This window comes from Shinella sp. BE166 (genome assembly GCF_051201095.1).
In the GTDB taxonomy this organism is placed as follows: Bacteria; Pseudomonadota; Alphaproteobacteria; order Rhizobiales; family Rhizobiaceae; genus Shinella; species Shinella lacus.
In genome coordinates this window covers 134,437-156,335 of sequence record NZ_JBPEHL010000007.1, presented here as the reverse complement: position 1 = coordinate 156,335, position 21,899 = coordinate 134,437, and the positions used below count along the sequence as shown (strand labels likewise).

General features: G+C 60.7%; 22 protein-coding genes and 1 tRNA gene. 16 read left to right on the top strand and 7 right to left on the bottom strand.

Going from position 1 to position 21,899, the window contains the following annotated elements; translation table 11 throughout:
• Positions 1–17 precede the first annotated feature (17 nt).
• The 4 genes from J2Y63_RS18910 to J2Y63_RS18895 form a co-directional block, all read right to left on the bottom strand.
• Positions 18–764, bottom strand: a complete 747-nt coding sequence (locus J2Y63_RS18910) for a class I SAM-dependent methyltransferase (protein WP_435267367.1) — start codon at positions 762–764, stop codon at positions 18–20.
• 73 nt (positions 765–837) lie between these two features.
• Positions 838–1,173: a hypothetical protein gene (locus tag J2Y63_RS18905; protein WP_256118660.1), complete on the bottom strand. Its 336-nt coding sequence runs from the start codon at positions 1,171–1,173 to the stop codon at positions 838–840.
• 220 nt (positions 1,174–1,393) lie between these two features.
• Entirely contained in the window at positions 1,394–2,770 is a 1,377-nt protein-coding gene (locus tag J2Y63_RS18900) for a M10 family metallopeptidase (RefSeq protein WP_435267366.1), read from the bottom strand.
• Positions 2,771–3,119: 349 nt separating this feature from the next.
• Positions 3,120–3,281 (bottom strand): hypothetical protein, encoded by a 162-nt coding sequence (locus J2Y63_RS18895; RefSeq protein ID WP_435267365.1) that lies wholly within the window; start codon positions 3,279–3,281, stop codon positions 3,120–3,122.
• Here J2Y63_RS18895 and J2Y63_RS18890 point away from each other — a divergent pair.
• A complete protein-coding gene (locus tag J2Y63_RS18890; protein ID WP_435267364.1) occupies positions 3,255–3,698 on the top strand; it encodes a hypothetical protein in 444 nt (147 codons plus the stop codon). The genes J2Y63_RS18895 and J2Y63_RS18890 overlap by 27 nt on opposite strands.
• Before the next feature lie 293 nt (positions 3,699–3,991).
• Here the strand turns inward: J2Y63_RS18890 and J2Y63_RS18885 are convergent, their stop codons facing one another.
• The gene (locus J2Y63_RS18885; RefSeq protein WP_256118663.1) at positions 3,992–4,174 is read right to left on the bottom strand and encodes a hypothetical protein; all 183 of its coding nucleotides are present in this window, start codon (positions 4,172–4,174) and stop codon (positions 3,992–3,994) included.
• 220 nt (positions 4,175–4,394) lie between these two features.
• Here J2Y63_RS18885 and J2Y63_RS18880 point away from each other — a divergent pair, with 220 nt between their 5' ends.
• Positions 4,395–4,940, top strand: a complete 546-nt coding sequence (locus J2Y63_RS18880) for a dihydrofolate reductase family protein (protein ID WP_256118664.1) — start codon at positions 4,395–4,397, stop codon at positions 4,938–4,940.
• Positions 4,941–5,111: 171 nt separating this feature from the next.
• Here the strand turns inward: J2Y63_RS18880 and J2Y63_RS18875 are convergent, their stop codons facing one another.
• Positions 5,112–6,602: a sensor histidine kinase gene (locus J2Y63_RS18875; protein ID WP_435267363.1), complete on the bottom strand. Its 1,491-nt coding sequence runs from the start codon at positions 6,600–6,602 to the stop codon at positions 5,112–5,114.
• Between the two features lie 321 nt (positions 6,603–6,923).
• Here J2Y63_RS18875 and J2Y63_RS18870 point away from each other — a divergent pair, with 321 nt between their 5' ends.
• The 11 genes from J2Y63_RS18870 (at position 6,924) to J2Y63_RS18820 (ending at position 19,007) form a co-directional block, all read left to right on the top strand.
• Complete coding sequence (locus tag J2Y63_RS18870) at positions 6,924–8,492, top strand: winged helix-turn-helix domain-containing tetratricopeptide repeat protein (RefSeq protein ID WP_435267362.1); 1,569 nt, start codon at positions 6,924–6,926, stop codon at positions 8,490–8,492.
• A gap of 321 nt (positions 8,493–8,813) precedes the next feature.
• Positions 8,814–9,569 (top strand): SDR family oxidoreductase, encoded by a 756-nt coding sequence (locus tag J2Y63_RS18865; protein WP_435267361.1) that lies wholly within the window; start codon positions 8,814–8,816, stop codon positions 9,567–9,569.
• A 1-nt stretch (position 9,570) separates the two neighbouring features.
• Complete coding sequence (locus J2Y63_RS18860) at positions 9,571–10,647, top strand: HlyD family secretion protein (protein WP_435267360.1); 1,077 nt, start codon at positions 9,571–9,573, stop codon at positions 10,645–10,647.
• The gene (locus J2Y63_RS18855; protein ID WP_435267359.1) at positions 10,644–12,251 is read left to right on the top strand and encodes an MFS transporter; all 1,608 of its coding nucleotides are present in this window, start codon (positions 10,644–10,646) and stop codon (positions 12,249–12,251) included. The genes J2Y63_RS18860 and J2Y63_RS18855 overlap by 4 nt, the downstream gene beginning before the upstream one ends.
• A 505-nt stretch (positions 12,252–12,756) precedes the next feature.
• A complete protein-coding gene (locus tag J2Y63_RS18850; RefSeq protein ID WP_435267358.1) occupies positions 12,757–13,032 on the top strand; it encodes a hypothetical protein in 276 nt (91 codons plus the stop codon).
• Entirely contained in the window at positions 13,007–15,394 is a 2,388-nt protein-coding gene (locus tag J2Y63_RS18845; RefSeq protein ID WP_435267357.1) for a bifunctional DNA primase/polymerase, read from the top strand. Before J2Y63_RS18850 ends, J2Y63_RS18845 begins: the two co-directional genes overlap by 26 nt.
• Before the next feature lie 260 nt (positions 15,395–15,654).
• Positions 15,655–17,025 (top strand): ATP-dependent DNA helicase, encoded by a 1,371-nt coding sequence (locus J2Y63_RS18840; protein WP_435267356.1) that lies wholly within the window; start codon positions 15,655–15,657, stop codon positions 17,023–17,025.
• Between the two features lie 14 nt (positions 17,026–17,039).
• Complete coding sequence (locus tag J2Y63_RS18835) at positions 17,040–17,276, top strand: hypothetical protein (protein ID WP_435267355.1); 237 nt, start codon at positions 17,040–17,042, stop codon at positions 17,274–17,276.
• 9 nt (positions 17,277–17,285) lie between these two features.
• The gene (locus J2Y63_RS18830) at positions 17,286–17,471 is read left to right on the top strand and encodes a hypothetical protein (RefSeq protein WP_435267354.1); all 186 of its coding nucleotides are present in this window, start codon (positions 17,286–17,288) and stop codon (positions 17,469–17,471) included.
• Positions 17,468–17,830, top strand: a complete 363-nt coding sequence (locus J2Y63_RS18825; RefSeq protein WP_435267353.1) for a hypothetical protein — start codon at positions 17,468–17,470, stop codon at positions 17,828–17,830. The genes J2Y63_RS18830 and J2Y63_RS18825 overlap by 4 nt, the downstream gene beginning before the upstream one ends.
• A gap of 10 nt (positions 17,831–17,840) precedes the next feature.
• A complete protein-coding gene (locus J2Y63_RS18820; RefSeq protein ID WP_435267352.1) occupies positions 17,841–19,007 on the top strand; it encodes a hypothetical protein in 1,167 nt (388 codons plus the stop codon).
• 166 nt (positions 19,008–19,173) lie between these two features.
• Here the strand turns inward: J2Y63_RS18820 and J2Y63_RS18815 are convergent, their stop codons facing one another.
• Positions 19,174–19,530, bottom strand: coding sequence for a hypothetical protein (locus J2Y63_RS18815; RefSeq protein WP_435267351.1), 357 nt, complete (start codon positions 19,528–19,530; stop codon positions 19,174–19,176).
• A 392-nt stretch (positions 19,531–19,922) separates the two neighbouring features.
• On the opposite strand from J2Y63_RS18815, the gene J2Y63_RS18810 reads away from it, so the two are divergent.
• The 3 genes from J2Y63_RS18810 to J2Y63_RS18800 all read left to right on the top strand — a co-directional run bounded on the left by J2Y63_RS18810 (position 19,923) and on the right by J2Y63_RS18800 (position 21,801).
• Positions 19,923–20,008: transfer RNA gene (locus J2Y63_RS18810), tRNA-Ser, on the top strand.
• Positions 19,977–20,747, top strand: coding sequence for a hypothetical protein (locus J2Y63_RS18805; protein WP_435267350.1), 771 nt, complete (start codon positions 19,977–19,979; stop codon positions 20,745–20,747). Before J2Y63_RS18810 ends, J2Y63_RS18805 begins: the two co-directional genes overlap by 32 nt.
• 187 nt (positions 20,748–20,934) lie before the next feature.
• On the top strand, positions 20,935–21,801 hold the full coding sequence (locus tag J2Y63_RS18800) for a hypothetical protein (protein ID WP_435267349.1): 867 nt from the start codon (positions 20,935–20,937) through the stop codon (positions 21,799–21,801).
• Positions 21,802–21,899: the final 98 nt, after the last annotated feature.

Sequence of the window (21,899 nt, the reverse complement as noted above, 5' to 3'; positions counted from 1 at the left end):
TTTGGCGGGCTTCTGCTTTAGATGAGCCCACCCAACGGAATAAGCTCCTTGGCACCGGGCTGCCAGGCATTGCCCTCCCAATCCCCCAGCCACCGATCCACCCGCAAGCCCGCTTCCACGATCAGTGCCTCCAGTTCCGCCTTCTCCGGAAACGCGATGTGGGAGGTGGCGGAGAGGCGTTGGGTGGTGGTGCGGATTTCGTAATGGGTGCCGTAGGTCACGATGCCGGTGGCGGGGTCGTGGGCGACGTCGTTCCAGGCGGCGACGGGGCCGAAGCGGGGGTGGTCGAGGAGGCGGAACGATTCCTCCGGCCCCCATTCCTCCCATTCGCGGCAGGCGGGGTTGCGGCTGTCGAAGATGAAGCGGCCGCCGGGGGCGAGGTGGGCGGCGATGGTGGCGAGGGCTGCCCGGCGGTCTTCTCGCGTCAGGAAGACCTGGAAGGCGTGGCCGGTCAGCAGCACGAGCTCGAAACGGCGGTCGAGGCGCAGCGTGCGGGCATCGCCCTCGATGAATTCGACGCCATCAGCACCCGCCTTGCCCCGCGCGATGGCGAGCATGGCCGGCGCCGGATCGGCGCCGACGACCGTCCTGTCGCCGGCAAGCGCCACGGCGAGTTCGCCGGTGCCGCAGCCGAGGTCGAGCACGCTTGCGGCGCCTGCTGCAAGTTTTAGGCAGAAATCGAAATCCGGCGCGCGCTCCCAGCCGTTTTCCAGATCGTAGAAATCGGCAAGCGCCGGGTCGTGGTAGAGGCGGTCCTCGTCCATGTCGTCCTCCCAAAAAGGAAAAGGCCGCACAGGGATGCGCGGCCTTCGAAAATGTCGATCGCGCGCCGTGTTTTTACGACGCGGCGTCCAGCACCTTTTCGCAATGGGTCGGGCCGCCCTTCGGGTCGACGCGGTCGGCGACGGCGCGGATGTTGTTGATCCGGTAGGCGTCGTTCACGGTCAGCTCCACCGTGCAGGACTTGCCCTTTGAGAAGCCGCCGCGCCACTTGTAGAGCGTCGTGCCGCCCGCGCCGCTCACGTCGGAGATCGGCGGGCCGTAGGCCGCGAAGAAGCTGCCGGCGGTCTTGCCGTTCCAGCGGGCCTGCAGCGGGTTGGACGCGACGATTGCGGTGGTGCATCCGGCGAGGGCAAGCGCGACGCCTGCCAGAATTGCAATGCGGGAGTTCATGTGTGCCAGTTCCTTGGGAGCTTTGGTGTGGCTGTGAATGGGAGCCTGGATTCGCCATAGCGCAGCGCGCGCAAAAGGGGAATCGCCACCATGCGAACTTTCCCGTCATCCCCATCGAAGAGGCGTCAAACGTGCGGATTTGCAACAGTTCGCGTCGACGGCGCGCAAGCGTGAGGGCGTGCCCCGACCGCGAATGGGCCAGGGCACGCCGGGAGAGGCTTCAGAGAATGAAGTCCGACTTGTCGAGATTGTCGATGTTGAACTTCTTCAGGATCAGCACGTCGTTGCCGCCGAGCTCGATATGCACATCGCTGCCGACCTGGTCCGCCTTGCTCAGCACCTGGCTGATCTTGGAGAAATTGTATGAGCGCAGGTCGATATCGTCGATATTGTTCTTGAAGTCGGTGATGGTGTCGCGACCATAACCCTTTTTGAACACGAAGATATCCGCGCCGAAGCCGCCGGTCAGCTTGTCGTTGCCGGCGCCGCCGTCGAGCCTGTCGGTGTTGCCTCCGCCGTTCAGCGTATCGTTGCCGCCATTGCCGTACAGCTTGTTCTTGGCCTCGTTTCCAAGAATGCTGTCATTGCCCGAGCCGCCCTTGGCATTCTCGATGAGAGAGCGCTTGTCGCCGTTGAACAGCAGCGCATTGAAGATGTTGCCGCGGGAATAGCCGTCGTTCGGCCCGCCGCCGAGGAACGAAAGCTGGGTCTTGCTGAACATCGAATAGGCGCCGGCGCGAAGGTCGATCTCGACACCCGTCTTGTAGGCCGTAAGATCGTAGGTGTCGTTGCCGCCGCCATCCCAGATCGTCGCGAAGATGCGGTTGCCGCCGGCGTCGATCGCGACCTTGCCGTTGACGAAGGTGTCGCCGCTACCGGGCTTCCACTTGTAAACGGTCGTGCCCTTGTTGGTCGTGTAATCCGCGCCATACATGTGCTGGAGCGCGTAGATATCGGCCATCATGAAGGTCTGTGGTCCGCCGAACTCTTCATATTGATAGGGCCCGCCCGAATCGCCGACGAAGGCGTTGTAGGTCATCACGGTATATTCGGGGCTGTTCCACTCGGGCTGGATGGCGCCGAACGTATCGGTTTCATGCGCGTGCTTGAGACCCAGCGCGTGGCCGAGCTCGTGGATCATCGTGTGCCAGGCATAGTTGCCGGCCTGTGGCGTGCGGTAGTCGTTGATCGTGCCGGCATAGGCCGTGCTGAACCAGACGTCGCCGGCCTCGGCCGACCCGCCCGGATAATAGGCATAGGCCGTCGGGTTCGCAGCATCGGACTGGGCGAAGCGCAGCGTTGCGGTGCTCGACGAGCCGGCGCTGAAATTGAGGTTGGTAAAGCCTTCGACGGAAAAGCCGTCATTCGCAGTGCCGCCGAAACTCTTCTCCATGGCGAAGAGGGCCGCATTCTTCTGCATGAGCGAGACGGAGCCGAAATTGTTGCTCGTCTCGTTCGTGTAGGAATAGTTGTTGGTGGATGTCGGGAATGCATAAGTGATGTTCGTGCCGCCCCAGGCGTTTCCGCTGAGGACCGCGTCAATGAACTGCGATCCCGTCGCGACGATCGTTTTTGTAGTCTTGCCTGTGCCGGTCATGCGTGTTGCCCCTTCGACCAAAATTTCTAGATTTCTGCTGGAAGGCGAGTATTTCCCCCGGTCCGCACGCATTGTGCCTGCGTCGGACGCACTCCCGCCCCTCGAATGCTGGTATCATAGGACTGGGAAACGTTCCTGCAAGAAGCCTTATTCATGCACGGAAGAACAAATTTGGTCATACTTCTGCTTATCGGGGCAGTATTGCGCATGAAGGCGCGAACTGACTGACCGCAGGGCTAAAAACCAGGCTTTTGTGGAGTTTTTCGAGATATCGTCAGGCCGGAGGGCGTCGGGCTGGCGGCCTGGATGCCCGGCTCGCCAGCCCGACGCCGTTGATTCGGCGCGCGTATCAAACCTTGTCGACAAACAATTCCTTGTCGACGACGAGGCCCATATTGTTGAGGTTCACGCGGATCGTGTGGATCTCCTTGTTCGGCGAGAGATAGGAAATCAGGAAGATTTCCTTGCACCCATTGACGCCGATATGGCCGACGGTCTTGACCTCGCGCACCAGCGTCCACTTCTTTTGAGCCGCATAATCGTCGGCGAGCCCAACAAGGGCATCTGCACCTTTGCCCGACGGCCGTGCAATATGCAGGCAGGTGAAGGCGCCGGAGCCGGAATCGAAGACCTTGTAGGTGCAGCCGCTGAAGTTGCCGCTCGCAACAAGGCGGCGGTTTACGTCCAGGGTGCCGCAGGTCGTCCAGTCGTCCTGGAAGTGAAGCTCGAATTGAAGTCGATAGAGCTGGCGGCATCGACAAAAGAAAGCCGGTTGCTGGTGGCGTTCACCGTTGCTTTGGTGTGTACGAAGGAGTTTTTCAGCCGGTGCGTCGCCGAAAGCGTGTTGTGCCGGTTCGTACTGTTCGAATCGGGCTTCGACCCCATGCCGAGAATGCTGCTATTGTTTATCTTGGCTGTGATTTCATGAACCGACATTTTCCCTACCCCCTTTGCGTGCCCAGTGCCGCTTTTGCGGAACCAAACCCTTCTACACGCCTTCCGTTACAGGAGGAATTGTCATGTCGTCAGAATGGCCAATGTGGTTTTTGCAGGCGGCCGCCTTGGTGCTGCTAGCCGGAGTATTTTTCATTCGAGCATAGTGATTGAGCGCTCCAGTAAAAGTTGCTCAAGTCCAGCCGCATGGGGGCGTGCAAAACAAAGGGGGCAAAAGCCCCCTTAATGTCCAACCAAGCTGTCTTGGAGGTAGATGTCATGCGCTATTTACACCTGCTTTAACCCCGCCGCCGCAAAGAGGCGGGCTACCTTTGCAGGGTCGACCAACTCGCCGCTCTCGATTTTCATGATCTCGATAACGGTGAGACCGGAAACCACCGACAACTCTTCGATGGTGTAGCCAGTGCTTGCGCGAAGGTCGGTGATTGGATTTCTCGGCGCTACGTTCATGTTTCGCTCCTTTGTTGCAGTGCAATATAGGGAGTGGAAACGCGTGGTCAAGATGGCGAAAAAGCGGCGGTTGAGTTGCCGAAAAGCGACCGGTCGCCCTTGAGCGATCATACATACTTCAAAAAACCGGTTGCAATATGAAACCACTCGATCTAGCCTTTAACCGGTTGCATATCGCAATCAGCACTTTGGGAATGTGCCGCGCGAGGAAGGAACTGGCATGGCGAAGCTCGTGTTTGGAATGAACCAGTCCCTCGACGGCTATGTCGACCATATGTCTTTCGGGCCGAGCCCTACGCTGTTCCGCCATTTCATCGAGGAGGCGCGGGGGCAGGCGGGCAGTATCTATGGTCGGCGCATGTACGAGATCATGCGTTACTGGGATGACGATCATCCGGAGTGGGACGCAGATAGACGTGCCTTCGCCGCGGCGTGGCGGGCCCAGCCCAAGTGGGTCGTCTCGCGTTCGTTGACGTCGGTCGGCCCCAATGCCACGCTTCTCGGAGATGATCTTGAGGGCGAGATCCGCGCGCTGAAGGCCGCGCACGAGGGTGAAATCGAAGTTGCCGGCCCGGACGTGGCGAAAAGCCTCACCGAGCTTGGCCTGATCGACGAATATCGAATCTACCTGCACCCCGTCGTGCTCGGCCACGGCAAACCCTATTTCGCCGGTCCCCGCCCGCCGCTCCGTCTCTTGACGAACGATCGGATTGACGATGATGTGATTAGGCTGACCTATGTTCCCGATGCGGGATCAAGAGTCTGACGGTCGCTTGCCGGATGGGTAAGCGTTGTTTCTCACGCGACGTGGTCGCCGTCGCTGTCGATCTTCTGGGAACCCGTCCGCTGATCGATGGCGTCGGGTCGGGCATACGTTTATCGATCCGACGGCCTGCACTGGTGCCTCAATGTTGTCTGCGAACGGCGCGCGCGGTGCTCATATATCCACGATATCAAGCTCAGCCACAAAGGTCGCTCCGCTGCTTCCGTCGAAGGTATACGTACCGTTCAGTTGGTTGACGACGCCACGGACCAAGCGACTTCCCATACCCTGTTTTATGGTCTGTGAATCAAAGCCGATGCCGTTGTCCTTGACGGTAAGCCGGGCTCGCCGTCCCCCAGTAGCCTTGAGCGCGATGGAAACCATGCCTGTGCGGCCATCGGCAAAGGCATATTTGAGGGTGTTGGTCAGGAGTTCGTTCGTCAGCAGGGCGAGGGGGGTGGCATTGTCGGCCGAGACGGCGATATCGTCGATGTCATAGTCCACCGTCACGGGTGCGCCATAGGCGTTGATCAGTTTCTCCACCACGGATGTCATCAGGTCCCGCGCGCGCAGACGTGAAAATTCGTCATGCCGATAGATCTGCTCATGCACGGCGACCATGGAGGAGATGCGATCGGTTAGCGATTGTTGAACGTCCGAGGGCAGGCGCTGAAGCTGCACGATGCTCTGGACGGCCTGCAGGTTGTTCTTGACGCGGTGATGGATCTCGCGAAGGAGCAGCTGATTGTCCGCGAGCGCATTGCGGAGCAGTTGCGATTGCGCGGCGTCGCGTTGCCGCAGATGGCGGATCCACTGGCCGGCGGCAAGAAGGCTGATGCTGGCCAGGATCAGCACCGAAATCGCCACGGTCACATCTCGCCAGAAGCGTTGGATGCCGAAATCGTAGTCGGCCGAAGCGAGTGCGATCAGCCCTGTGTCCTCGACTGTTCTGTAAGCGACGATGCGGTGGGCGCTATCGACGGGCGAAATGGCGTCATAGGTGCCGGCCTCCGCTTTGGGTAAGTAATCCGTGAAAAGCACGTATTTGCTCATATCGAGCGGCCCCTCGGCGAGCGGGTAGCGGGCGACCAACTGGCCATCAGAGCGGACGAAGCTGACAGTGGAGTTCGGGCCGAGATCGACGGCCTCCCAGACATCAGCAAGGACTTTGGCCTCGAAAGAAACGACTGCGGCGCCGGCGAAGCGGCCATTCCGCTCCAGCCTGCGGCTGAAGGCGAAAATCTGCTCGCCGTTGAGGCGGCTCATCAGGAGGCTTGAAATGTGCTGCCTGGCACCCTTTGCCAGATCCGAAAAATAGGGTCGGTCAACGATGCTGATCGGCTTCACCATGGGATCGGTCGAATAGAGGGTGAGACCGCTATCGTCGACCACGTAAGCCTTCACCTGGCCGGGCAAGTCTGCGACGGCCTCGGCGATGTTGCGCACCTCGGTCGATGCCGGCGGCACGATGTCTTCGCCAAGCGTCTCGTCGATGCGCCGAAGGGCCTGACGTGCCAGGGAATCGAGCAGCGAAACGTTGCTTGCGACAATCTTGGAGGCCGCAATGGCCCGTTCCTCGGTACGGCGGACCGCGTCCCGATAACTTGTGTTGAGCCACAGGCCGAGCATGAAGAGCAGCGAAATGAACATCGCAATGATGATCATCGCTGCCGCCCTTGCCAACGTAAATTGGATGTTCAGCCCGCGCAGTACTGCTATCCCCTGGTGTGTCCCCCGGCCTTAACCAGAAGGCTAAGGGATGTCCCGGTTTTTCGTCAAGCCGGACAAAGCGGATCGTCTCTCTGCGAGCCGCCGGAAGTCCTTGGTTGTGGACGCGAATTGCTTCTTAAATGCCTTGAATTTTCATCCAATGCCGAAACGCTTGCAGCCAGCAAACGGGCACGCTAGGCGGTAGTGTGGTAACAATGCTGGAAACCCGCTCGTGTAGCGCAGGGCGTGGACGGAAATCGCGCGAGGATGCCGATCGTGCAGTTCATGTTTGGAGACTACCTGCTCGACCAACCGCGCCGGGAGCTCACCCGGTGTGGCGAGGTCGTGGCTGTCGGGCCGCAGGTTTTCGATCTCCTGCTGTATCTCGTCAAGAACCGCGACTGCGTCGTCAGCAAGGATGATCTGCTTGAGGCGGTTTGGGGTGGGCGGATCGTCTCTGAATCGACTATTGCCAGCCATATTAATGCGGTGCGCAAGGCAATCGGCGACAGCGGCGAGGCGCAGCGCCTCATTCGCACCGTTGCCCGTAAGGGATTCTGTTTTGTCGGCGACATTTCCATCCGTGTGCCAAGCCCCGTGGAAAACCCTGCCGCGGAAATCGTGGAGCCGGTCCCCGCTCTTGTCGTGCCCAGCAAGCCCTCCATCACCGTGCTGCCGTTTCACAACCTCAGCGGCGATCCAGAGCAGGACTATTTCGCCGACGGCGTGGTCGAGGACATCATCACCGCACTGTCGCGTCTGCGATGGCTGTTCGTCATCGCCCGCAATTCGAGCTTCACCTACAAGGGACAAGCCGTCGATGTGAAAGAGGTCGGCCGCGCGCTCGGCGTGCGCTATGTTTTGGAGGGGAGCCTGCGCAAGGCGGGCGACAAGGTGCGCATCACCGGGCAACTGATCGAGGCCGCGACCGGCGCGCATCTCTGGGCCGAACGTTTCGAGGGTACACTCGGTAACCTCTTCGAACTCCAGGACAAGATCGCCGAAAGCGTCGTCGGCGCGATCTCGCCGCAACTCGAACGGGCCGAGATCGAGCGCGCCAAGCGCAAGCCTACGGAGAGCCTCGACGCCTACGACTATTATCTGCGCGGCATGGCCCGGTTACACAATGGCACGCGCGACGCCATCGAGGCGGCCTTGCCCCTGTTCCATCAGGCAATCGAACGCGATCCGGAATTCGCGTCTGCCTATAGCGGTGCGGCATGGTGCCATTTTTGGCGTAAGCTGAACGGTTGGATGGGCAATCCGGCCGCGGAGAATGACGAAGGCGTACGTTTGGCGCGGCTGGCGGTGGAATTCGGGCGCGACGATGCGGTGGCGCTGACGCGCGCGGGCCATGCACTCGGCCACCTCGCCGGCGATCTCGACGGCGGCATCGCAATCATCGACAAGGCGCGGCTGCTCAATCCCAATTTCGCCCCCGCCTGGTTCCTCGGCGCCTTCCTGCGCATTTTCCGCGGCGAAACGGAACAGGCGATGGAGGATCTCGCTCATGCCGTCCGGTTGAGCCCGCTCGATCCGGAGATGTTTCGCATGCAGGCTGGCATCGCACTCGCGCATTTCTGCGCCGGCCACTTCGACGCGGCTGCGGCCACCGCGGAAAAGGCTTTGGGGAACCTGCCCGACCTCCTTATTGCCCTTACACTCCTGGCGGCAAGCCATGCGCTCACAGGGCGCTCGATCGAGGCGCAGCAGGCAATGCGGCGCCTGCGCCACTTGCAGCCTGCCGCCCGCCTCTCCAACCTTAAGGATTGGCTGCCGATCCATCGCTCGGAAGACCTTCTGCGCATGACAGAGGGTTTGCGTCTGGCGGGCTTGCCCGAATGACCACGGCGGCAAGAATGAAGGGAACAGGCAACCGGCGTCGTGGCCTTGCCAAAAGGTCACGCTCGCTCCTTTCCAAGGGATAACGGGCGAAGAGCTCGCTGACCCACCAAAGCGTCTTCGCTCCATCGGAGCCGTCTCGCGCAGGTCAGCCCACGGCGGCGATTTTTGCCCGGTCTCCAAACACGACCCGCATCCTTGGACGAATAACCAAGACTTCTTCAAGAGGAATTCAAGCGCGCGCCAAGGACTTCGAGGCGGCCGGCAGGCACTCGTTGTTTACGTCGACGGCAATGCAGCGGTCGGAACATGTGGAGAGATGCCATGAAGATCGTTGTGATCGGAGGCAGTGGCCTCATCGGATCGAAGCTCGTCAAGGCCCTTGTCGAACGAGGCCATGAGGCACTTGCCGCCTCGCCCAGCACGGGCGTCAATACCATCACCCGCAAGGGGCTCGCCGAAGCGCTCGATGGCGCAGACGTCGTCATCGACGTGGCGAATGCGCCAGTCTGGGAGGACGCGGCCGTGCTCGACTTTTTCGAGACCTCGGGGCGCAACCTTCTCGCCGCAGAGGCTGCCGCCGGCGTTCGCCACCACGTCGCCCTGTCGATTGTCGGCAGCGAACGGCTGCCCGGCAACGGCTATTTCCGGGCGAAGGTCGCGCAGGAAAACCTGATCAAGGCCTCCGGCATCGCCTACACCATCCTGCGCGCCACGCAATTCTTCGAGTTCGTTGGCGGTATTGCGCAGTCCATCGCCGACGGCGAGGAAATCCGCGTGTCGCCAGCGCTGTTCCAGCCCGTCGCATCTGACGACGTTGTCGATACGCTCGCCGACCTCGCGCTGGCGCCTCCGGTGAACGGCACGATTGAAGTTGCCGGCCCGCAGGCCATCCCGCTTGATGAAGCGGTTCGCGGCTTCGCGCAGGCGACGGGCGACAGACGCAAGGTCATAGCCGATATCCGTGCGCGTTATTTCGGCGCCATTCTCGACGACCGCTCGCTGACGCCAGGCCGGAATCCGCGCCTTGGCACGATCGGTTTTACAGACTGGCTTGGCCAGCAGGCCGGGGGAAACTGAGATGACGGAACAGCTTCAAGAAGAAGGTGCCGCCACGCCAGCGACGAAGTCCGGGAAGGGAAGGAAGATCGCCGGCCTGATGCTGTGCCTTTTGGCTGTGGCAATCGGGGCCGGAGGCTGGGTCTTTGCCCGCTCGGGCGATACGGCCTCGACCGACAACGCCTATGTGCGCGGCGACGTCACCTCGCTTGCGCCGAAGATTTCCGGCTATGTCACGCAGGTCGAGATTAGCGACAATCAGACGGTCGCGGCTGGCGACGTGCTGTTTCGGATCGATGACCGCGATTATCGCGCACGGCTGGCGCAGGCGGCGGCCAATGTCGAGGCGGCCGATGCCCGCCTCGCCAATGTCGACGCCGAGGTGCGGCTTCAAGGCATGCTCATTCGGCAGGCTGAGGCCCAGCGTCGGTCGGCCATTGCCGAGTTGGACCTCGCGACCAAGGCGTCCGACCGGCAGCGCGGCCTTATTCTCAGCAATGCCGTCAGCCAGGCGCGCGTCGATGAAAGCGATTCCGCGCGGGCGCGGGCGGAGGCGAACCTTGCTGCGGCTTCCGCACTGGTCGAGGCCCAGCAGCAGCGCACTGTCGTGCTCGCCGCCCAGCGCGAAGCCGCCGTCGCCGCCGTGGCGCAGGCCAAGGCCGCGCGAGATCTTGCCGAGATCGACGTCGACAGCACTGTCGTTCGCGCGCCGGTCGGCGGCGTCGTCGGCAACCGCCAGGTGCGCGTTGGTCGGCTCGTTGCGCCCGGCGTCTCGCTGCTCGATATCGTTCCGGTCGACGACGTCTGGCTGGTGGCGAATTTCAAGGAGACCCAGCTCGAACATATCCGTCCGGGCCAGCGGGTCCGCATCACCGTGGATGGCTATCCGGACGAGGCGCTGGAGGGCGTTGTGGACAGTTTCGCGCCGGGTAGCGGCTCGGCCTTCAGTCTGCTTCCCGCTGACAATGCGACCGGAAACTTCGTCCGCGTCGTGCAGCGCGTTCCCGTCAAAATCCGTTTTGCCGGCAATCCGTTGCCCGGCCGCCTGGTACCCGGCCTTTCCGCCCGTGTCGCCGTCGATCTTGGAGACAGGCCATGACCGTCATCCTCGCCGATATGCCGTCCCGCGGCCGGTCGATGGCCGGGCCACTGTTCGTCGGCGGCATCGCGCTGGCCGCGCTGACCGAAGCGATCGCCAGCACTGTCCTGGCACTTGGCCGTGCCGACATGATCGGCGACACCTATGCCACGCCTGACGAGTTCGCGTGGCTGGACGTCGGCTACACTGCGCTCAAGCTGATCGGCTTCATGGCCGCGGCCGGGCTGATGGACCGCTTCAATCTTCGCAATCTTATCCTCGGCGCGACCCTTGTCATGGGGGGCGCGTGTGCGATCGCTGCCGTCACGGCGCGCCTCGATGTCTTGATCGCCCTCCGGCTCCTGCAGGGTTTTTCCGGCGGCGTCTTGCTGGTGGCGGGCCAGGCGGCGATCTTCCTCGCCTATCCGGCATCCCGCCAACCTGTCCTGCAATGCCTGTTCGCCATCGGCTCCGTCGTTGCCCCCGCGACGATCGCGCCCGCCTTGGAGGGCTGGTTGCTCGACAGCCATTCCTGGGCATGGATTTTCTTCTGCGTCGTGCCCGTTGCGCTGACAGCGACGGGACTTCTCCTCGCCGCCGAAGATCCGATCACGGCGAAGATGGCACGCCGTCCCTTCGACTGGATAGGCTTCACGCTCCTTGCCATCACACTGTTCTGCCTCACGTATGTTTTCAGCCAGGGCAGTCGCTGGGACTGGTTCGAGGCACCGCATCTCCTGTGGTTGGCGGTGATCGCCGCCGCTGCCTTGGTGACGTTCCTCGGCCGTCAGCTCTTTGCCGCGGAGCGGGGCCTCGTCGATGCAACCCTGTTCGCGTCCGCGGATTTTACATTCGCCTTCATCGTCAGTTTCGTGGCGGGCGCCGCACTTTTCGGCAGCGCTTTCCTGATCCCGTCCTTCGCCGTCTCCGTGCTCGCCTTCACGCCCACCGATGCCGGTCTGCTGCTGCTGCCGAGTGGCGCGCTGTTCGTCGTCGCACTGCTTATCGCTGCCTTTCTGGTGCAGGTGCGCGGCGTTCCTCCCTTCGCCACCGTGCCCTTCGGCATTCTGATGATCATGGCGGCGATGTGGATGCTGTCAGGGTCGAGCGGCGAGAGCGGCGCGCCGGACATGATGGCAGCGATCCTGCTGCGCGGCTTTGGCCTCGGCTTCCTGTTTCTGTCGATCACCCTGATCGCCTTCAGCAGGCTTGACGCACGCAATCTCGCCGCCAGCATCGGCCTTTTCAACACCGGCCGCCAGCTTGGCGGGCTGATGGGCGTTGCCGGGCTCCAGACGCTGATCGACCACGCCACGGTGGCCAACACTGCCGTCATCGGCGCCAATGTCACGGCAGGAACGCCCGCCGTCGTCGAACGGCTGACTGCCACGACGGCCCTGTTCAGCGCGAAGGGTCTCGATGCGGCCGCCGCCGGCCGGGCGGCGACGAGCCTTCTCGGCAGGTCGGTAACCGGCCAGTCGACGGTGATCGCCTTCGACACCGCCTTCGCCGCCGTTGCCCTACTCTTCCTCTTTGCCGCTCCCGTGCTGGTCGCTATCAAGATCACGCTTGCCAAACGCACCAGAAGGGCACAGCCGAAAGGTGACATCCCGGGCGCGTCGTAGCGCATCAGCCCCATGGAGCTGGCAAGCCGACCAAGCGAGAGTACGGCGAACGCATTCCGAAAAGGTCCGCAACCGGGCCGTTACGCATAAATATGGTTTTCGTGAAGTTTTCGGGAAAGGTCTGAACCGCCTGAATTTTAAGCGGTTCAAGCTGGTCGGAGTGGAGTGATTCGAACACTCGACCCCCACGTCCCGAACAACAAGAATGAGCCCCGAAAGCCTGAGAAACCGGCATTTCTTGCGATCGTTTGTGGCGCGAAAACTCGCCTGAAAACGTCCATTCGTTGCCAATCATTGCCGTGGATACGAACCGGCGACCCCTACGTTAAGAATGGCCGCCGGTTCTGATTTCACTCGCCCTTTACGATTTCAGGCGCGATGAAGTTAATGACATTGGGACGTAACGGCGCCGACCAGATATTGGTCGTGGCGCCGCCGGCTTAGCGTCGCGCCCTCTTCATCAGCACTACCCATTTGACCACTGTTCAAAGCAGAAGGAGACCCTTTGCGCATTTTAAGAATGGAACGCGCATCACCCGTTCAGGATGCCACCTACAGCACGATAGCTACTTTCGATATCGAGTTGTCGCCGCATGTTCGCGTCTCGGGGATGCGGCTTGTCGAGGCCGCTGACGGCACCCGGCTGTCATATGGGCCGAACGCGGGATCAAAGCGCAGCGTGACCTTTTCTAAAGAGGCCGCGGCCCAGATCACCGAGACAGCTGTTCGTGAACTTGAAAGGGACCGGAAGTCCAATGATCGCATCAAGACAAGCTCCTGAAGACCTTTCTGTTCTCGGTCTGCGCCTCGCCCTCTTTGCCAACGGCTACTCCCCAGTCTTGGCGCGCGGCAAGGTGTCGGACGTCACTGGCTGGCGCACGCCGGTCCAGTCCCAACAGGAAATCACCGAACTCACCTATGCCAATGCTGCGTACGCGAACACCGGCCTGCTTTGCGGCTCGCTCGTCGCCGTGGACATCGACGCTCCGGACGCCGAGGCTGCCGAGGATTTGCTCGCCATGGCTGAAATTCTGCCAGGAATCGAGCAGGCGCTGAAACGGGTCGGGAAGGCGCCCAAGATCTGCTTGTTCTTCCGGGCCTCAGAGGTCAGGAAGAAGCGCTCCACCAAGGCCTACATCATCCGTGGAGAAAAATGCCAAGTTGAAGTAATGGGCGACGGTCAGCAGGTGCTCGGCTTTGGCGTCCATCCCGACACCGGCAAGCCCTATGAGTGGTTGGGCGCATCGCCTCTCGATACGCCATTCGCCGATCTCCCTGAAATTGACGCTGATGCGATCGATGAGTTCATCGCACAGGCGGAAGCCTATCTTGCCGCCACCGGGGAGCCGGTGATCAAGCCACGTGCTGAGTCGACTTACGCCGAGTATCAGCCGACCCAGCAGCGCGCTCCTGCCGGTGACGGCATCTGGGCGGAGCTGAAGGCGCGGGCGATGGCTAACCTTGGGGCGTGGGTGCCGGAACTTGGTCTATCGGGAACGCGCACCTATGAGCAGGGTTATCTTGCCCGCGCCGACTTCCGCCCGTCAACCTCGTCAACCGGCAAGACCGGCGCCAAACGAGGTCTTTCCATATGCTTCGCGCCGCATGGCATTGTCGATTACGCCGACGGCAACCGCGGCTACAATCCCATCGACATGGCGTCAGTTGCGCTTGGCATCAGCCCCGCTGAGGCAGCAGATTGGTTGCGGGCGCGTGTTGGCGATGAGCGCCCGCCCGCCGATCCGTACCAGTACGGCGGCATGATTGCGAAAAGTAGGGCTAAGCACCATCGTCCTGAATCGACGAGTGCATCGGAGCGCCCTACAAGGGAGCTCGTTGCAGCCAACGACAACAAGCTCGAACTGCCACCGACGCCCATTATGCATCCAGACCCGTACAATCCCAATGCGGTCCCCGGTCTCATCGGGGACGTTGCGCGCTGGATCACGAGCACGTCTGTCGTGAAGGTAGCAGAACTCTCGCTTGCATCTTCAATCGCGTTGCTGGCCGGCGTATTCGGCAGCCGGGCACTTACTCCAACGAATTCCGGCGTCAACATCTACGCAACCACGATCGTAAAAACCGCCGGCGGTAAGGGCCGTCCACCGAATGCGATACGGGCTCTGGCGGATAAGGCGGTTCCGGGCGCCGTGTCCAATGGTGATCCGACCAGCTACGCGGCGTTCGAGCGCATCCTTCGAAAGAACTCGTCGGTCGTCACGGTGATGGACGAGTTTGGACTCACGCTTCAGGGCGTGAACTCGAAAAAACAGGACCCGGCAGCGGCATCGATCCGGAAGTTTCTTTTGGCGATCTACGATCAAGCCAACTCGAGCTTTGACGGCAAGGCCTATGCCAGCGCCGACACGAAGAAGGACGACAGCCCCATCGAGGGCCCGGCCCTGACGGTGCTCGCCATGACGACAGCCGAGACGCTATACAAAGGGGTGTCGCGAGAAAGCGTCACAGACGGGTTTCTCAATCGCTTCGTCTTTGTGGAGGCTTCTCCCAATCCAGAAGGCATCAAGCCTCCCGACCTGCGGGCGGATAACTCGCCGCCAGCGAAGATCGTGGCCGACCTACAGAAGGCGGTGACCAGTTTTCCTGTAGCGGCTCCGGCGCCGGGCAAGTCAGCGAAGGTGAAGCACCGCGTCCCGTTCGATGGAGGGCTTGAAAGTCCAGCCCACAAGGCGTGGGAGGAGATCTTCCTGTGGCAGCACAGCCGGGCGTGGGACGAGACGGAGAGCAAAATCCGAGGGCGCGCCGCCGAAAACGCAATCCGCCTCGCGACGCTCAGGGCCATAAGCCGGAACCCCTGGAAACCACTCGTCACCGTAGAAGACGTTCAGTGGGGGTGGGCGCTCGTCCATCGGTCGATCTCGATAATGGATGCCGGCGTCAAGAACATGGCGGGCTCCGAGCAAGAGGAGCTCCGGAATGAGATCATCAAAGCGCTGAGCAAGGCGAAAGGGGGAGTGATGTTCAGAAGCAGGCTCATGAGGCTCTCGGGGATCAAGCATGCGTCGATCCAAGAGTATTCGGCCGCCATGGCGTGGCTTTATGCCTCCGGGGATGTCGTCGACATATCAGATGGAGGGGATGGTTCGAAGGTGATGATCAGTTCCCAAGAAGCGGAACAGTGACGGGAACTTGGGAACTGGAGGGGCAAAAACGGGCGTCTAGTTCCCAATTGTCCCGTCAGTTCCCAAAATTTGGGAACTGAAAAGACAGAGAGAATATGTACTAATATCAATAATATAGATATTATTTCTCATGTACTTTTTACCTCAGTTCCCAATTTCCCAAAATTCCCGAAAACCGTGATTTTGGGCCTTTTTCCTACCCTTTTCCCTAATGCGCGGGAAATCGGGAACTTGGGAACTGGGCCATTGGAGGAGTGAATATGAAAAGGTCCATCACGCTCTCACCCGACCAGAACGCAGCGATCGCCAAGGCGAAGGCATGGTTCCTTCACGGCCGCGAAGCCCAACAGGTGTTCCGGCTCTTCGGATACGCCGGCACCGGTAAGTCGACGGTACAGCAGGCTCTGCTAGACGAGCTCGATGTCTCGCCGTCTCAGGTCCTGTTCCTTGCTCCGACCGGAAAGGCTGCCGCGGTGCTGATCGGCAAGGGGCACGCCGCCCAGACCATCCATAAGGCCCTCTACACCCAGACTGGAGAGGACGACTCGGTTTTCGAGGCGCTTGAGCGGGAGGCGATTTCGATCAGAGCCAAGCTGGGTTTTCGCGTACTGGAAAACCGCGCGGCCTATGAGCGGCGGCTTGAGGTGGTCGAGGCACAGATGAACGACAGTTCGACTGCGGCTAAGCCTGAGTTTGCGTTCAAAGGCACAAGGGCGATCGGTTCAGGCGTCAAGATCATCATCGTCGACGAGTGCAGCATGATCAAAAACGACATGTACAGAGACCTGCTCTCCTTGCAACTGCCACTGCTGCTGGTCGGCGACCCCGGTCAGCTCCCACCTGTCGAGGGACCTAACCCGCCACCGTTGCTGGTGACGGATGTCGATGCCCCTGACGTCATGTTGGAGACGGTTGTCCGCCAGGAGGGGGATTCAACCATCCTTGAATTGGCGACAATGATCAGGCGCCATGAGCATTTCGGGTTCGGCGCGGCCGAGGTCGACAGCGTGGAGTATGCGGATGGAAGGGGCTGTCGGGGAGATATCAGGAGGATTTTTGACAAGGTCGGGGTCGATCATCCGGAATACTTCGACCAGATCATTTGCGGGAAGAATGCGACCCGATTTGCCATCAACGACTTCATGAAGGAGCGGCACGGCATTCGCAACGCGCTCCCCATCGGGGTGCCGAATGAAAAACTCATCGTCCTCCGCAACATCTTCATCGACGACCATTTCATCGCGAACGGGGCGGAGATCAGCGTCGAGGTGGATCCGGCACGTGAGGGAGAGATCAAGCCCTACTATCGGGACGATCGCACCATCGACCATCCGGTGACAATCACTCGTCTGGACGGCAGGCCAACGCGGATCGAGGGTGCGTCACTCTGGAAACTCCCCTTTGACGGCGAGGAAGAGTTCGGCGCACGAAAGCGGATCGAGGAACTCGCTGCCAAACCTCTTGTGCACGCTCAATGGTCTTGGGCCATCACCGCCCACAAGTCGCAGGGGTCTGAATGGGAGCGGATATGCATTTTCGACGAAAGCGACGTCTTTCGGGAGCAGCGTTTCAGATGGCTGTACACGGCCGTGACGAGAGCGAGCAAGGAATTGCTCATCATCAAAGTGTGAATGGAGGAACCATCATGGCGACCTATCACCCTGAACTCCAATGTGACGTCCTCGGTATCGCTTACGACTTCGTCACCAAGCTGGGCATCGTCCACATTGAGGAAGGCGACTGCACGGAGATGACCGGATGCATCGACGTCTTTCAGCGCATCGATCCCGGCGTCATGCAAATCCAGACCATCGCCGGCGGTCGCGATGACACGCGGTACGCCCGACGCCGTGGTGCGAAATGGGTGGCTTACCAGAACTAGGAGTCAATCATGATCAGAACCCGAATCCAGAACATCGGCGGCGCATTCCCCGGCAGGGGAGCAGCTCCCGCCATGACGAGACCCCTTCATCTTCCTCGTGACGAGAGGGCCAAGTTCGAGCGACTGAACGATCCGGATGCGTGGCCGGCGCTCGCGACGAGGGACAACCCCCGGCAGGAAGAGGAGGAAGCATGAAGCGCCGCACCGGGCCGGGCCAGTTGTCGCTCCAGATAGCCGACCAGATGGCACCACGGGATCCGAGGCTTCAGGGTCGGCATTACCGCTCCTGCCTCGCCGACGCGCATGTCGTGATCGAGCGATTTCGACTGCGGATTACCGAACTGGAAGCGGAACTCGAAAGGGTGAAGAGAGACAGCGCATACAAGCTCTCGCTGTGCGTGACGAGGACCGCAGCCGAGGAGGCGAGGCAAGCGGCCTTCAGGCTGGCACGCGGAAAGGCGGCCGCACTCGCAGAGGACCGTGACGGATCAATTAACCCCATGTCGTACGCGATCGAGTGCATTCCGGACCCCAAGCCAAAGTTTACGATCTAGGAGGCACCACATGCCGAGCAACCGCGATTTCTCCCAACTCTCCGACCTCCTTGCCAAAGCAGCGGCAGCCCCTGCGAAGCCGGAGACTAAGGCGCAACCTGTAAGGAAGTCCGCCCCAGTCCCTGCAAACGATAACAAGGTCGCCGACGTCCTCGCGTGGCCGACCCTCGAGCGGCTCGCGCATCGCCGGGACGAGGCGAGGGTGTACGCGCTGAGGCATTGGCGTAACATGTGCTATCCCGGCTCGGAATTTGTTCCCGCGGTCGATGAAGACGAGACTGAAGAGCTTGAGATGGAGATTCGCCCGTCAGAAGCGGAGCTGCTCGGCGCCATCGGCTGGCGCGTGATAGGCAAGGAGCGATGGGCGCACACCGGCAAGGTGGTGAACATCTACGCTGCCAACGACGCGACCCCTGTCAGCAAGCGAAACCGGCTTGGCGGAACCGACACGCAGATCGGCGACCTCGTCTTCCGCGACGGCAATCTGATCAAATGGGGTGAGACAAAGAAGGGCGCGGGTCTTCGTCCGGTCGATCGACCGCGTGGCGTGAAGGGCGGAGCGTCGCCAGGGCGAACTGAGGCTGCGATCTGGTCCTACATAAAGCTGCCAGCCGCTGGAGCCTCCCCAATGGCGGCAAAGCCGTATCGTACACCACTGTCGGCAGAGCGTGCGATCGGCGATTGCTATTCTCCCCTGCCACGCGAGGAGCCGAACGCGAAAGACCGGCACGGACGGTTCGGTGTCGAGGAGGCACGGGCAATCCTGCAGGAGTTGGGAGTTGACGGGTCGGTCGCCTTCGACCAACTGCCGGTTTCCGCGACCCTGTGCCCGGACGCCCTGGTTGCCGGTCCGCAATGGGTCGGAGGCATCAAAAAGCCGAAGCCTCTTGGGGAAATCTCGCAGGCAGCAGGAGGCGAGCCGGAGGTTGTTCGCCGGATCGAGACACTCGACTACATCACCCATCTGCGCAGACTGCTAGGAGAGCACGCCAAAGTGCTTGATATGGCCATAACGGACGCCAGCGCGAAGAAAATTGGCATCGAGATGAATAAGGCGCCGGCTTATGCCGAGAGAGCCGGACCCATCCTCATTGACGCCGCGATCGACGCGCTGATCGCCATCGACGAAACCGCTAGAACGAAAGTTGCACCGGAATTGGAAAAAATCGCCGCCTGATATCCGGTGGGGACGATCGACGTTCCGTATATCATTGAAGGGATAGATTTCCCAAAGGCCGCCGCGTGCGGCCTTTTCTGTTTGAGGCGCCGGTCGAGACGCGGACGTTCGAAACTCGCGAGATCATCGGGACAGCCTCGAAACCCATCGCGGACATGAGGAGAGACTATCTTCCAGCGCGTCGGTTGAAGCTGGCGACGGCGTCGTTGTAGGCGTCGATGGCCTCCTCATTGTCGCGTTTTGCTTCCTCGATCGCTTCTTCCGCTTCTGCGTTGCGACAGGTCAGGTACTCCTCAACCTCTGACTTGTAGCTTTCCATGTCGCGTTTGCAGCGGTCGAATTCCCACTCGTCGTCGAACTCGCTATGTCGTTCCGCGCAATAAGGAACGGAAGCCTCTGAGCAGGCGAAGGTGGGTGACGACAGGACTAAGGCGGCGCATATCGCCATGACGCAACGCAGCATGCAACCCCCGGTGATTTTTTGCATATTCCTGCACGACTGTTGGCGAATGTCCATCCTCATTCCCATCCCCTGGCGCCTCCTCTCTCCTCGGCGACAGGTGATCGTGCGGCTGCTCCCCTGCGATGCGGGGTTGAGCGGCCGCTTTTGTTTTGATCGTTGACTGAGAGGCTTAAGGTTGAGGGAACAATAGACGGGTTTCGAAATGCCGTGTTCCCGGCAAGTAGCGATCCGCCTCGGATTCGAATTCCGAACGATCACGACACGGCCACCGCCGCTGCGCCATCCGCAAGCGTTCGGAGTGTCCCGATGGTGCAGTCATGCATCGTGGCCTTCTTATCCTAGAGAGCCCGCGTCTGTCCTGCGCAGATGCCGCCGGAATGACCGCTTGTGCTGCCGAATCGGAGCAAGCGCCATGGGTGGATTGGACGTCCCTTGGGCAAGGCATTTCTTGAGGATGGTTGGCGCAGCGGTAACGCAGTGGTTTGCTAAACCATACATCCGAAAGGATGCGCTGGTTCGAATCCAGCACCATCCGCCAATTGGAAGGCGCCGCTCAATGGTGGGCAATCGGTCTCGAAAACCGAGGGGACCGCAAGGTCAGGGGTTCGATCCCTCAGTCTTCCGCCAAACTAACTGGTCTGGTTGAACACATGGTCATCCTCATCACCGTCCAAGGCAATGGCCTTGCCTTGCTGGAGGAGGCAACCCGCAGCCTTGGCAGCGAAGCCAAGGCCAGACGAGCCTTCACCCGTGCCATCAACCGCACTGGCCAGACGGTAGGCAATGAGGCGGGCAGGGCTCTTGCCGATCAGACGGGTTTGCCTCGCAGGACGGGCATAAAAGCGGTGCGTCGGGACGTAGAACGTGCCACGCCAGCTACGCTGTCCTACACCATCAACGGGCAGGGCGGCGATATCTCGTTGCGCTACTTCAAACCCCGAGAGACGCGCAAGGGCGTGACAGCCAATCCTTGGAACAAGCGCACGCTCTACCCGTCGACCTTCATGAAGGCTGGCTGGTGGCCCAAGCGCGTCGTGAAGTCGAATTGGAATGGGCAGGTGTTCGCCCGTAACGGTGATGGTCATAGTTATGACGGTCTGAAGTCCAAGGGTGCCAAGCGTGTCGGCACCAAGTTCACCAAGCAGAAGTCAGGCCTGTTCATCCCGATCGAGATGGTGCAGGGCGCGACCGCAGCCGCATGGCAGCAGGGCGCGAGACGACTGCAGCCTCGCATCGAGCATGAGGTGAGGCACCTCACAAGAGGTGTTGTTAGTTAGCAAGACGAGGGGAGACGTCATGCATCCAGCGGTTCTGAAGGCCCATCACTTTGACTGCAAGGGTTGCGGCGAGCATGTTCTAGCGTATCGCCGACGAAAGCCAAAATTCTGCTTGGCATGCTCTGAATTCCGACAGCATGCGCGAGGAAAGACCGACAAGAAGTCTTGCAAGGGCTGCGGCACCCACATGCTGAATGCCGAATATGGTCAGGGTTATGTATGCCAAGACTGCACAACGGTAAACGAACGCAGGCATAACGGATGGATCGACCCGTACTCGAAGCCGTTTGATTTTGTCGCAGCCAACGACAACAATAACACGAAGAAATGCACTGCATGTGAGTGTGATTTGCCGCTCGCTGATTTCTCATTGGCCGCCAAGGGTGGCATGGGTCGGGCGAGCGAGTGCAAAGATTGCCGAGCGGCACTTCGAGCGATGCGGGATCGGTCGCAGGAGTACGCACGGCGCGATGAAGTGCGAGGCATTGACCGTATCAAGAGCAAGCGCATTCGACTTATTGAACGCGCAAACAGACGACGGTCAGCCGAAAGGCGCGCCAACGGGCGTCGGATTGATATGTATCTGAGGCGGTGGCGAGCGCTGCATAAGAAGCCATGGAATGCGCCGGGGCTGAGTAGTGGTGAAAAGTTTAGGATACGCTATGCCAACGACAACGAATTCGTTCTAAAGGAGCGAACAAGACAGCGCGTTAGGCGAAAAGGATTTGGCTTCAATGCCATGTGGCGTATGAGGCAGGCTCTTTACGGTGATGTAGGCCCAAAAGGTCTGGACACAATCGAGCGTGCTTTGGGTTATTCGATGTCCGACCTGCATACCCACCTTGAACGGTTGTTCGTGGATGGAATGTCGTGGGAGGCGTTCAGAAGCGGCCGCATCCATATCGACCACAAGAAGCCACTAAGTCGGTTCGATCTCGACGACCCAGAGCAGCTGTTGGTTGCCTGGTCTCTGGATAATCTCCAGCCTCTATGGGCTGCGGACAACATGACCAAAGGTGCAAAGACCGACGAGGAGTGGCGCGCCTCTGCATAGGACGCCACACCCCCCCCTCCCAAAACGATCTTTAAGCCTACCCCACCCCCTTGCGGGTAGGATGGCCCGAATACGGACTCGCTGCAAGTTTTTTGCTG